The following is an 11,675-nucleotide window of genomic DNA, read 5'->3' as shown; positions in this document are numbered from 1 at the left end:
GGCGGTCGCGGCGGCCGCCGCGACGACCGCCCCCGTCAGGGAAGTGACCTCCGGACGGGGCTCACGATCGACCTCGAGGAGGCGTTCGAGGGGACGACCAAGGAGTTTACGATCGAACGCCCGACTCAGTGTGACACCTGTAACGGCGAGGGGCACCCCCCGGACGCGGACGTGAGCACCTGTTCGCAGTGTAACGGACAGGGACAGGTCCGGCAGGTCCAACAGACGCCGCTCGGGCGGGTCCAGCAGACCTCGACGTGTCCCCGATGTGAGGGTTCAGGGGAGGTGTACAGCGAGGACTGCGCCGACTGCGGCGGCGACGGCGTCGTCCGCGAGGAAGCCACGCTCTCGGTGGACGTACCCGCCGGGATCCGGTCGGGGCAGAGTCTTCGGATGCAGCGTGAGGGCGCGCCCGGCGAGAACGGCGGCCCCAACGGCGATCTGCTGATCGAAGTCGACGTCGACGTCGGCGACCGGTTCGAACGCGACGGCGACGATCTTCGTGTCGAGGAAGCGGTCTCGTTCCCACAGGCGGTGTTCGGCGATACCATCGACGTCGAAACCGTCGACGGCGTGGTGCAGATGGACGTGCCTGCGGGGACACAGAGTGGGGAGACGTTCCGGCTGCAGCGAAAAGGGATGCCACGGCTCCGGCGGCGCGGGCGCGGCGACTTGTACGTGCAGGTCGGGGTCGTCGTTCCCGACTCGCTTAATGAGGAGCAGCGCGAGGCGCTCGAAGCGTTCGCCGAGGCCGGCGGGGAGGACATCGACGTCGACCGCGGCTTCTTCGAGAAGCTGAAAAGCTCGTTTTGACGGAGTCGGTCGGGTGCGTTCCGGGTCACACCGGGATTCAAACGAGGGATCGACGGCAGGGTTTTCGGTGCTCCGTCGCGTACCGTGACACATGGGATACGACGAGGTCACGTACACCGAAGTCGAACCGCGTGCGCCGGGCATGTACTTCCTCCGTGACGCGCTCGGGTCGGAGTCGCTCGGCGTGACGGTCGTGGAGGCCGACGACGGTTGGGACGGGTTGGAACACGATCACGCCGACGGTGACCACGAGGAGGTGTACCTGCTTCTCGAGGGATCCGCATCGCTCACCGTCGACGGCGAAACGATCGAGCTAGCCGCGGGGGACGCCGTTCGAGTCGATCCGGAGTCGACCCGAACGCTGACCTTCGACGCCGACGGCTCCCGAATGGTGATCGCCGGCGCACCCTGAGATGGACGTCGTCGGCGATCTCCTCGCACGTTCTCGCCGCTCGCGGGACGTCGCGCTCGTCACTGCGGAGGGAAGCGAGCGGACGTATCACGATCTGATCACGAACGCGTACAAGGCGGCGAACGTGCTGCGGTACCTCGGCGCACGCGAGGGATCGACGATCGCGATCGACCCGGAGCCAGGCGTCCACACGACGCTCGCCTTCCTCGGAGCAGCACGGCTCGGCGCGACCGTCCGATTCGATCCGAGCACCGGTATCGACGCCGGCGACCGGGTCGTGGTCGCTCCCCTCGACGACGAACCGGCACTCGACCCCGATCCGGGAACGAACCTCGTCGTCTTCGGCGGATCGCCCGACAGACCGGAGACCACTCACTGGGAGGCGGAGCTGTGGAGCGAGAACCCGGGGACACCCCCGAGTGGGGTCGGTCCCGACGATCCCGTGATACGCACGGGTCTCTCGAACACGATCGATACCGTCACACACCGATCGCTGCTCGAGGCCGCGGGCGACATGGCGGCCGCACACGGGATCGATACCGAGGCTCGGGTCGTGCTCCGGACGAGTTTTGCCGACCCAGAGGCGGTCGCAGCCGGTATCGTCGCTCCACTCTCGCGGGGTGGGACGGTCGTGCTCGCCGATCGAACCGCAACCGACGGGACGCCACGGGGTGACGTTGCGGTCGTCGCCGACGCCGACGCCGATGTTCCCGAACCCCGTCGGGTCGTCGTTTCGACGGCCGATCGGTTCTGAGCTGGGCCACCGGTCGCGGAGCCCGCCTCTGTGCCGCTCAGTCGTTCGCGGCGGCCGCCTGTGCGCGCTCCGTCCGTTCGTGAAGCAGACACGACGAGGCGTGTCTGTCGTCGTGTCTCGTTCGTTCCGGGACGGATTCTTCACACGGTGTCGTGAACGTCTCGGACATCACGTCGGCCGCGCCTTCCAAGTCGTCCTCGACGACACGATCGAGCGCCTGAGCAAGCGATCGCTCCACGTCCGTCGACCCTAACTGCTCCGGGATATCGAACTCGGAGCGGATCTGTGACCGAACCCTGTCGTCGCCCGCAGCGTTCACCCCCTCCTCATCCGTTGGCAGGTTCTCGCGTATCTGTTCCACGTCGATGTTACCAGCCTCCAGTCGGTCACGCAGGTTGAGGATCCCCCGCCAGTTCGCCTGATCGAGGTCGATCCCATCGGGCTGGATCACGCGATGGCACCGGGTGTGGAACCGGCACCCGCTCGGTGGGTTCGACGGGCTCGGAACCGTTCCCTTCAGCTCGATCCCGCCGGCGGTCGACCGGGGATCGGGTGTCGGTATCGCGGACAACAGCGCCTCCGTGTACGGGTGCTGGGGGTCGGCGAACAGCTGCTCGGTCGGGCCGATCTCGACGATCTCGCCGAGATACATCACTGCGACGCGGTCGCATATCTTCTTTATCACCGACATGTCGTGGCTGATGAACAGCAGCGACAGGTCGAACTCGTCCTGCAAGTCGTCGATCAGCTTGAGGATCTCGGCCTGGATCGAGACGTCGAGCGCGGACACCGGTTCGTCGGCCACGATGAAGTCCGGGTTCAACACGAGCGCGCGAGCCAGCGCGATCCGTTGTTTCTGTCCCCCGGAGAATTCGTGCGGATACCGATCGTAGTCGGATGCGGACAGCCCGACACGCTCGAGGAGGTTCTCGACGATCGCCCGACGGCGATGTCTATCGGACATCCCGTGGACCTGTAGCAGCTCCCCGACCGCTGCCCCGACCGTCATCCGCGGGTCGAAGCTCGACGACGGGTCCTGAAAGATCATCTGGGCGTCGCGCCTGAACGCTTTGAGCTCCGTCTCGGAGAACCGAGTGATGTCGTTCGGGTGTGACCCGTCGGCGTTTCGCTCCGCGCCCGCTCGCCCGCCACCGTTGAACACCACCTCGCCCGCAGTCGGCTCCTCCAGCCGGATTATCGAGGTGGCTGCGGTCGATTTGCCACAGCCGGACTCGCCGACGAGCCCCAGCGTCTCGCCGGGCGCGATGTCGAAGCTGATCCCGTCGACCGCGCGTGCGGCCCCGACCTGTCGGTTCAACAGTCCCTTCTTGATCGGGTAGTGCTTTTTCAGGTCGCGGACCGAGACGAGCGGTTCGTCAATCATCCGCCGGCCCCACCCCTTCGGTTTCCGACTCCGTATTCGGGATACCCTGCCGGACGACCGAATCGTCGCGGCCGGGGCGGTAGTGGACACAGGACGCCCACTGGCCACGGTTCACCTCGATCTCCTCGGGTTGACCCCCGTCCCGACACTCGGGTTCGGCGTGGTCACACCGGGGAGCGAACCGGCAGCCGTCCGGGGGATCGATCGGGTCCGGCAACGATCCCGGTATCCCGCCCTGGTTCCCGCCGATATCGGGAAGACAGTTCAGCAACTGCTGGGTGTAGGGGTGTGCCGGCCGGTCGAACACGTCCATCACGTCGGCTCGCTCCATGACTTTCCCCGCATACATCACGACGATCCGGTCCGCGATCTCCGCGACGACCCCGAGGTCGTGGGTCACGAACAACACGCCCATGTCGAACTCCTCCTGTAGGTCGTCGAGTAGTTTGAGGATCTGCGCTTGGACGGTGACGTCGAGTGCCGTCGTCGGTTCGTCCGCGATCAGCAGGTCGGGGTCCCCGACGAGCGCCATCGCGATCATCACGCGCTGTTTCTGGCCGCCGGAGAACTCGTGGGGATAGTCGTCGAACCTGGAGCTCGCGTTCGCGATACCGACTTTGTCGAGCAGGTCGACCGCCTTCGCGCGAGCCTCCTCGTCCGAGACGTCCCGGTGGATCTGCAGCGCCTCGGCGATCTGCCACCCGATCGTGTAACAGTGGTTCATCGCTTCCTGTGGGTTCTGGAAGATGTGGGCGATCTCGTATCCCCGGATATCACGGAGTTCAGGCTCGCTCATCTCGAGCAGCTCTCGTCCCTTGAACCGGACGGACCCATCGACGTGGCCGGGTGGGGATTTGATGATCCGGGTTATCGACTCCGTGGCGACGGTCTTGCCGGATCCGGACTCGCCGACGATACAGACCGTCTCACCGCTTTCGATGTTGAAGTCGATCCCATCGACCGCCGTCAGTACGCCGTTATCGGTGCTGAACGTCGTCGTGAGGTCTTCGACCTCGAGCAGTGGTGGTTCGGTGGACATTATTCGTTCTCAGCCTCCGCTTCGGGGTTCAACGCGTCCAACAGCGCGTCACCGAGGAAGTTGAACGCGAGAATGGTCAAGAACAGGACGATACCGGGTGCCAACACGATCCACGGGGCGAACGCGAGGTCGCTCCGTCCGGCGGAGATCAGCTGTCCCCACGAGGGGATGTCAGAGTCACCGATCCCGAGGAAGGCGAGCTGCGCCTCCGCCAACAGGAACCCCGGGATGAGTAGCGTCAGCTGCGTGATGATGCTGCTGGCGGTGTTCGGGACGACGTGGCGTCTGATCACTTGGTAGGTGCTCGCCCCGCTGATACGGCTTGCTTTGATGTACTCCTCCTCCGATACGGAGAGCGACTTGCTGCGGACGTACCGCGCGGTACCTCCCCACGCGAACAGCGAGAACACGAGGATGAACATCCCGAGTCCGGCCCCGTAGATGTAGAGAATGAGCAGGAACATCAACAGCGTCGGGAACGAGAGGACGATGTCGACGAACCGCATGAGGATCTCGTCGACCCAGCCACCCGCGTAGGCGCTGACAGTGCCGAACGAGATCCCGATCGCCGCGACGATCGTCGTCGTAATAAAGGCGATCTGCATGCTGATCGTCATCCCGTACACGATGCTGGTGAACACGCTCTTGCCGCCGCGGGTCGTTCCGAGGGGATACTCCCACGTTCCCTGACACTGGCCGTTCACGATGTCGCCGACACAGGTCGCGACGTTCGCGGCGTCGACGGTGAGATACACCGGCGGCTGATGGCCGATGAGGATGTCCTGCTCGGGCGCGCTCATCACGAGCGGGCCGAACAGGCCGCCGACGAACACGATCCCCAGCCAGATGAGGCTCACCACCGCCGGCCGGTTCCGCCTGAACTCCTTCCAGTAGTACATCGTCATCCGCGGGTTCTGATACAGCGGTAAGACGAGGTACCAGAAGAACAACAACAGGGTGAACAGGAAGAAGTAGTCGAGACTCTCCAAGTTCCTGCTCAGCCCGATCATCTCGAACGTATCCGTTCTGTCTCCGATGAACCGCCAATCGTACAGCCCCAACAGGACGATCGGGAGCGACGTGACGAGCATGCCGATCGTGTTGATCGACAGGTCGAATCGCCCGGACCGTGAGAGCTCGCTCCAGTCGACCTGGTCGAAGCGTTCCGGTTTCTGTGTTGCCATTGTATCGTTCTAATTACCTATCATCGTAGCTGATCCGTGGATCGAGAACGGTGAACACGATGTCCTCCAGCAGGTTTCCGACCACCGCGATGAACGTGAACGCCAGCGTGGAGCCGAGAACGAGGTTCGTGTCCTGCGCGATGAGCGCGTTGAACGTCAGCCGACCCAGCCCCGGAATGCCGAACACCACCTCGACGAGCAGCGAGGAGCCGAGGAACAGCGCGAGCAGCTGACCGACGAGCGTCGTCGACAGCGGGACCAGCGTGGGGCGCATTACGTGGAATGCGTACGCACGCAAGGGAGAGACTCCCTTTGCTTTCGCCGTCTTCATGAAATCGGAGTTCTGGAACTCCGCGGACTCGTTGCGTGACACGCGCATCGTCGCGCCGATCGATCCCGTCACGAGCACGAACACCGGTATTATCAGCTGATTCGCGTTCGCGAGGCTAAACGTGGGAACGCTCGTGTCGTACACGACGGGTATCAGGTCCAACCACACTCCGAATATCAACAACAGGATGATCCCGAAGAAGAAGTTCGGGATGGCGTATCCGAAGAACGCGAACCCGGTTGCGGCGTGGTCCTTCCAGCTGTACATGTTCGCGGCCGAGTAGACGCCGACCAGCGGACCTAACAACACGGTAAGGATCGTCCACGGGATCGAGTACTGTGCGGTGTAGAACAGCCCCTCCCAGAGCGCTTCCGTGACGGGCTGTGACCGCGAGTCGGCCCAGCCCCAGTCGAGGGTGTACACGCTCTGAAGGAAGTCCAGGTACCGCACGTACAGCGGCTGATCGAGCCCCCTGAGCTCGCGCTCGCGCTGTGCGGCTTCCGCTGGGTCACCACCCTGTAGCGCGGCCTGTGTCGCCGCTTCCCGAATAGCGGGGTTCGGCGCGGCCGCGAGGAGGACGAACGTAATCGTTACGATGATAAGCGATACGACTCCCGCCCAGAGTACACGTGCGCCGACGTACCTTCCGAATCCCATTGATATGTATACGTATGAGTTCTCGCGGGTGGAGGGAACGGCTTACTCGTCGAAGTGCCAGGACGGTAGGTCCCACCCGTTGGAGAAGTTCTCGATCGGGCCGCGGAGGTCGGGGTTGTAGCCGATCAGGTCGTCATCGAACAGCAGCATGATGTACGGCTGCTCCTCTGCGAGGTTGATGAACAGTTCGTCGAGCGCATCCTGTAGCTCGTCACGGTCCGTCGCGGTCCGGGCCTGTTCAAATAGTCCCTCCGCGTCGAAGCCGGGATAGTAGCCGACAGGGTTGTACAGCGCGTTCGGCCCGTCGAAGAACACGTCTCCAGTGAGCGGGTTGCGCGGGTAGGTGTTCAGCCCGAACACGAGCGACATGTCCCACCCCTCGTTCGACGTGACGGAACGCGGGCCACCGTTCCACTGGCTCGGGGCCTCCCACTCGACCTCTTCGCCGTTGACGGTATCCGTTCCGCCTTCGGCTTCCATGTTCCAGTACTCCGTGTCGAAGCGGGTCCCGTCGATCGCCTCGACAGTGACGTCGATCCCCAAGTTCTGGCCGAGCTCTTGGGCCACGAACTCGGCCGTGAGCTGTTCGGTCTCCTGCCCTGCGCTGTGGTAGATATCTAGTTCGACCTGGTCACCGTCGGGGTTGACCATCTCGTCCCCGTCGAAGCGGTAATCGTAGTCGGACTCCGCGAACGCGTCCTCCGCGAGGTCACGGGCGTAGTCGCGACCGTACTGGTCTCCGGTACCGAAGGTCGGCATTTCGTCGTCGCCGGGGTAGAACTCGGAGAACCGCGGCTGCCAAGTGAAGTGCGGCTCGGCGAGCCCGCGGTAGACGCCTTCGATGAGGTCGTCCTTACTGATCGCCGACGCGAGCGCCTGGCGGAATGGAACGTACCGGAACAGGTTCCCGGGGCCCGCGTTCCAGCCGTTATCCCGCATGTTCACCGAGATGATCTCGTTGTACGGTTGCGGGATCTGTCGGACGGTGACGTCCTCGTTTTCGACGTATTCTTGGTACCGTTCCGGCGGGATCCCGGCGGAGTCCGCCTCGCCGGTCTCGAGTGCACCGAGCCGAGAGGCCTGTTCCTCGACGATGCTGATCGACGCGCCCTCGAAGTACGGTGCCTCGTCGAACAGGTTCGGGCCCTCGTCGATCCCTTGGATGTAGTAGTCGTCATTGCGGCTGTACACCGTTCCGTCGCCACGGTTCCACTCGTCCATGGTGAAGGGACCGAGATTCCCCGTGAACTGCAGCTCGAGGAGCTCTTCGTCCTGCTGGAGTCCTTCCGCATCCTCTTCCTCGACGTACGGTTCCAAGAGATCCATCGGGATCGGGTACAGGAGCGGGTCGAACGATTCGGGGTACAGTAGGTCGGGGTTCGGTAGCTCCGCGACGAACTCGAACTCCCCGGTCTGTTCAACGTCGACGCCGTCCCAGTTGGCGGAGTTGACCGAGTTCGCCCAGTCGCTTTGGTGGATCTCCTGTATGAGATACACGAAGTCCTCCGCGGTCACCTGTCCGTACGGGTCGCTGAACTCCAAGTTCTCGCGGACCGTGAACGTCCAGGTCTGTCCGTCTTCCGTCTCCATGTCGTACAGCAGCGGGAAGAACTCCTGATCGGCGTCGAACGTGTACCCCTGATCCAGCGCGCGACCGATCGCCACGCCGGCACCCGCCTCGCTGTTATAAATGGGGTTGAGCGTCGTGAATCCGGACGCGGCCGTCACCGTGTCGTAGCTCCCGACGACGTCCGGAATATCCTCGTCATCTCCGATCCCGTCCTCGCCGTCGTCGTCAGCCGCCCCATCGTCGTCATCGCCATCTCCGGGGTCCGTCTCGTCCGCACATGCCTTGTTGAACGCAAGACGGCGACGAGGTAGGGTCGATTGTTTGTAGTCTCAAGCTGTCAGAGGCGCGTTCTTACCGTCAGAAGATGCAGTAGCTGTTACTGACGGCGGTTATCGAAGGGTCAAAACTATGGTATCTTGCTTCGTTGTGTCAGTGACGACGGCGATGCCTCTCCCAGATACGTCCGGAGAAAGGGAGCAGGCGGCGAGGCCTAACTCGCCGCCTGCGTGAGGTTATGTACGATGCACTTCCGCGTGAGCTCCCGGAACTGGCCGTGCCAGCTCCGGGAGCGCAGCTTCTCGCCGTCGTCTTCCTTCAACTGCGAGAACCCCGTTTCACTCATCCACCGCTGGTTGTAATCCTCGTTCATCCGGGCGTTGTGAGCCTTCTGCAGCGGTGTCTGCTCCCTGTGCTTGATCAACGGTCGCGTTGAGTTGGAGCGACACTCCTCACGGAGGTCGCTCCACGAATAGTTCGCGTCAGCAGACAACACACGCAGGTCTTCCGCGTTCCGGCGGAAGACCTGCATCCCGATGTGCCCGTCCCACGCCTTCTGAGTCGTGAAATGAACGTCCTTGATCGCCAGCGAGTTCACGTCGATCAAGATCGTCGTCTTCATCGACTGGAACGAGTAATTCGCACGGTCGCGGTAGTGGTAGCTGGTTTGATCGCGCTGGAAACCGCTCGCATCAATCGCGGCTTCACCACTCCAGCCCGCCTGCTCCGCCGAAGTGCGGAGCAGGCGGCGGAGTTCACGCATCCGGTACTCGTTTTCCCACCGACAAAACGAGCTGTAGTGCGGTGCGTCGTCGAGATCAAACACGGCGAGAATACCGGGCATCTCGTTGAGGTAGTCTTCAGTCTCACGGAGACTCTTTTCGAGCTCGACGCGGTACAGAATCAACGCGATCTGTACCCACTCGGCGTACCCGTCCGCGCCGTCCGGCGCGGCGGGTACGTCCGGATCATCAACATGCTGTTTGGCAAGATCTCGACACATCCAAGCAAGCCGTCTGAGCGATGCCATATCGCCAGACGGCGTCCATTTCCCGGTTAATCTGGCGGAAGATCACAGTAAGAGCGTTTGAGACTGTCGTCACTAGGCGGCAAAACAAGGCATCCGCACAACCGGCAAGAGTGACGACTCCCCCGAGACCGAGCGCGGAGAGCCACTGGCGTCGGTTGAGGCGGTTTTTGCTGTCGATACCATTCGTGTGTCGTCGTGACATGACATATGGCAGTAAGCCTATACATAAAAATCCTCACCTTTAGTAATGGATCATTTCCTCGTATTTTTGTAGAGCCCTTACTGAATATTCGATCAGAGAGCAGCCACTGAACTCATGTCAGACATACATCACTCACAGCGGGTCGGCGTCCTCGCCGATTCACAAAACCTGTATCACACTGCACAAAGCCTCTACTCGCGGAACATCGATTACTCCGCGCTCTTGGAGGAAGCGGTCCGCGACCGCTCGCTCGTCCGCGCCATCGCATACGTCATCCGCGCGGACTCCCCAGAAGAGGAGAGCTTCTTCGAGGCGTTACGCGACATCGGGTTCGAAACGAAGATTAAGGACATCAAAACGTTCGCCGACGGATCGAAAAAGGCCGATTGGGACGTCGGAATGAGCCTCGACGCGGTCACCCTCGCGAACCACATCGACACGATGGTGCTCGTTACCGGCGACGGCGACTTCGCCCGTCTCTGCTCGCACCTCCGACACGCCGGTGTCCGCGTCGAGGCTATGGGCTTCGCGAACTCGACTGCCGACGAGCTCGTCGAGGCCGCCGACGAGTTCGTCGACCTCGCCGAACGCCAAGACCGGTTCTTATTGTAATCACCCGGCTGCCGCCGGGCGGCCGAACCGCGAGTTCACTCCATTGCGAGCTCACAGCATCACGAGTTCACTCCATTGCGAGCTCACAGCACGGCATCGACGATATCGGCGACCGCCGCGGCCGCGACCGCAACCTCTCGGACCCGAACGTACTCCCGCTCGGCGTGTGCGACCGCGCCGTGGTCGTCCGCGAGATCCCCCGGACCGAACACGACCGTCGGCGCGGGAGCGAAGTACGACGCTTCCGTCGCCGCACCGAACGGTCGGATATCGCCGCCGCGTTCGGCCGGGAGGCCGCCGTTCCGGCACGCGGAGCGAGCCGCTCCCGCAACCGTCTCGACGAACGGGTGGGTCGGCTCCGTCGAAAACGCCTCCAAGAACGGTGACGCCCGCTCGGTGAGCTCGAAGGCGACCTCGACATCGCCGACAGTCGCCGACCGAACCGCGTCCGCGAGCTCGGTACGGAACCCTGCCGCCGTCTCCGGCGGGACGCTCCGCCGGTCGACGGTGATCGCACAGTCTGCCGGTACCTGGTTCGTCGCCGAGCCGCCTTCGATGACGGTCGGCGTGAGCTTCGGTGCGCCGAGCTGCGGGTGGTCGTTTGCCCCGTCATCGAACGTCCGGATCGCGGCGAGCGCGCCCTCCGCGGCCGCGACGGCGTTAGCGCCCGCGAACTCCGCAGCGTGAGCGGCCACCCCGGAGAGCTCGACTTGCCCCTGAAACCGTCCCTTGGCAGCCGTACAGACATCGAGACCCGTTGGTTCGCCGACGAGGAACAGATCGCCATCCAGCCGGTCCGTCGTCCCCGGGAGCCGGCCGGTGAGCGAGGCCGCACCGAGCGAGAGCGCCTCCTCGTCGGGCGTGACGGCGAGGGTGAGCCGCCCCGTCGACGGCTCCGACGCGAGGAACGCGTAGAGGAGCGCCGCAAGCGGCCCCTTCGCGTCACAGGACCCGCGCCCGCGGATCGTGTCCGCATCGCCCTCCGCGTCCCGCTCGAACGGGACGTGTGGCGTCACCGTGTCGATGTGCGTGTTCATCACGAGATGCGGCCCCGCGTCGGGGTCGGCGGACACCTTCTGGGCGAGCACACAACCCGCGTCGTCGACCGTGGCGTCGACGCCGAACCGGTCGAGCGTCGAGCAGAGGAGCTCGCGCATGTCGACGACGTCCTCGTGGGAGGGGGTACCGACGGCGGTTTCGAGGAATTCGACCGGGTCGAACTCAGTGGCGTCCAGCGGGAGGTGTCCGTCCGAACCGCCCCAATCGCCCCGTTCACCCGAGGCGTCTCGGTCGTCCGCCGTCATCGCGGGTCCGCGTCGACTCGTCCCTCGAACTCGCGGGCGACGGGGCCGGTCAGGGTCGCGTGCTCGCCTGCCGGGACCGTGATCCGCAGCTCGCCACCCGGCGGGCG

The 11,675-nt window shown here is 63.8% G+C and carries 10 protein-coding genes and 2 pseudogenes; 4 read left to right on the top strand and 8 right to left on the bottom strand.

What is annotated here, in order from left to right; translation table 11 throughout:
* The 3 genes from ACFQEU_RS06365 to ACFQEU_RS06355 all read left to right on the top strand — a co-directional run.
* The coding region (locus tag ACFQEU_RS06365) for a DnaJ C-terminal domain-containing protein (protein ID WP_379780388.1) at positions 1-813 on the top strand (813 nt) is incomplete at its 5' end.
* Between the two features lie 91 nt (positions 814-904).
* Positions 905-1,225 (top strand): cupin domain-containing protein, encoded by a 321-nt coding sequence (locus ACFQEU_RS06360; protein WP_379780386.1) that lies wholly within the window; start codon positions 905-907, stop codon positions 1,223-1,225.
* A gap of 1 nt (position 1,226) precedes the next feature.
* Positions 1,227-1,979 (top strand): AMP-binding protein, encoded by a 753-nt coding sequence (locus tag ACFQEU_RS06355; RefSeq protein ID WP_379780384.1) that lies wholly within the window; start codon positions 1,227-1,229, stop codon positions 1,977-1,979.
* 37 nt (positions 1,980-2,016) lie between these two features.
* Here the strand turns inward: ACFQEU_RS06355 and ACFQEU_RS06350 are convergent, their stop codons facing one another.
* The 6 genes and pseudogenes from ACFQEU_RS06350 to ACFQEU_RS06325 form a co-directional block, all read right to left on the bottom strand.
* Positions 2,017-3,360, bottom strand: a complete 1,344-nt coding sequence (locus ACFQEU_RS06350) for an ABC transporter ATP-binding protein (RefSeq protein WP_379780390.1) — start codon at positions 3,358-3,360, stop codon at positions 2,017-2,019.
* Positions 3,356-4,402, bottom strand: a complete 1,047-nt coding sequence (locus tag ACFQEU_RS06345; RefSeq protein WP_379780382.1) for an ABC transporter ATP-binding protein — start codon at positions 4,400-4,402, stop codon at positions 3,356-3,358. The genes ACFQEU_RS06350 and ACFQEU_RS06345 overlap by 5 nt, the downstream gene beginning before the upstream one ends.
* Positions 4,402-5,586 (bottom strand): ABC transporter permease, encoded by a 1,185-nt coding sequence (locus ACFQEU_RS06340; RefSeq protein ID WP_379780380.1) that lies wholly within the window; start codon positions 5,584-5,586, stop codon positions 4,402-4,404. The genes ACFQEU_RS06345 and ACFQEU_RS06340 overlap by 1 nt, the downstream gene beginning before the upstream one ends.
* Before the next feature lie 13 nt (positions 5,587-5,599).
* Positions 5,600-6,574 carry an ABC transporter permease gene (locus ACFQEU_RS06335; RefSeq protein WP_379780378.1) on the bottom strand — a complete coding sequence of 325 codons (975 nt, stop codon included), beginning with the start codon at positions 6,572-6,574 and terminating at the stop codon, positions 5,600-5,602.
* 42 nt (positions 6,575-6,616) lie between these two features.
* Positions 6,617-8,401: pseudogene (locus tag ACFQEU_RS06330) on the bottom strand (ABC transporter substrate-binding protein); the annotation flags it as partial.
* A 233-nt stretch (positions 8,402-8,634) separates the two neighbouring features.
* Positions 8,635-9,450 carry an IS5 family transposase gene (locus ACFQEU_RS06325; RefSeq protein WP_379780376.1) on the bottom strand — a complete coding sequence of 272 codons (816 nt, stop codon included), beginning with the start codon at positions 9,448-9,450 and terminating at the stop codon, positions 8,635-8,637.
* Positions 9,451-9,766: 316 nt separating this feature from the next.
* Here ACFQEU_RS06325 and ACFQEU_RS06320 point away from each other — a divergent pair, with 316 nt between their 5' ends.
* Positions 9,767-10,264: a LabA-like NYN domain-containing protein gene (locus ACFQEU_RS06320; RefSeq protein ID WP_379780374.1), complete on the top strand. Its 498-nt coding sequence runs from the start codon at positions 9,767-9,769 to the stop codon at positions 10,262-10,264.
* An 83-nt stretch (positions 10,265-10,347) separates the two neighbouring features.
* Here ACFQEU_RS06320 and ACFQEU_RS06315 read toward each other — a convergent pair whose 3' ends face one another.
* Both ACFQEU_RS06315 and ACFQEU_RS06310 read right to left on the bottom strand, forming a co-directional pair.
* Positions 10,348-11,568: a M20/M25/M40 family metallo-hydrolase gene (locus tag ACFQEU_RS06315; protein WP_379780372.1), complete on the bottom strand. Its 1,221-nt coding sequence runs from the start codon at positions 11,566-11,568 to the stop codon at positions 10,348-10,350.
* Positions 11,565-11,675: pseudogene (locus ACFQEU_RS06310) on the bottom strand (diaminopimelate epimerase); the annotation flags it as partial. The pseudogene ACFQEU_RS06310 and the gene ACFQEU_RS06315, both read right to left, overlap by 4 nt.

The organism is Halorubrum tibetense (assembly GCF_042661865.1).
GTDB lineage: Archaea > Halobacteriota > Halobacteria > Halobacteriales > Haloferacaceae > Halorubrum > Halorubrum tibetense.
The sequence above is the reverse complement of the archived record's forward strand: the minus strand, read 5'-3'. Positions and strand labels throughout refer to the sequence as shown.

Bases quoted from the DNA above. Each gene is read 5' to 3' on its own strand.
- ACFQEU_RS06315 (WP_379780372.1), bottom strand. From the start codon at position 11,568: ATGACGGCGGACGACCGAGACGCCTCGGGTGAACGGGGCGATTGGGGC.
- ACFQEU_RS06360 (WP_379780386.1), top strand. From the start codon at position 905: ATGGGATACGACGAGGTCACGTACACCGAAGTCGAACCGCGTGCGCCG.
- ACFQEU_RS06345 (WP_379780382.1), bottom strand. From the start codon at position 4,402: ATGTCCACCGAACCACCACTGCTCGAGGTCGAAGACCTCACGACGACG.
- ACFQEU_RS06325 (WP_379780376.1), bottom strand. From the start codon at position 9,450: ATGGCATCGCTCAGACGGCTTGCTTGGATGTGTCGAGATCTTGCCAAA.
- ACFQEU_RS06355 (WP_379780384.1), top strand. From the start codon at position 1,227: ATGGACGTCGTCGGCGATCTCCTCGCACGTTCTCGCCGCTCGCGGGAC.
- ACFQEU_RS06340 (WP_379780380.1), bottom strand. From the start codon at position 5,586: ATGGCAACACAGAAACCGGAACGCTTCGACCAGGTCGACTGGAGCGAG.
- ACFQEU_RS06320 (WP_379780374.1), top strand. From the start codon at position 9,767: ATGTCAGACATACATCACTCACAGCGGGTCGGCGTCCTCGCCGATTCA.
- ACFQEU_RS06335 (WP_379780378.1), bottom strand. From the start codon at position 6,574: ATGGGATTCGGAAGGTACGTCGGCGCACGTGTACTCTGGGCGGGAGTC.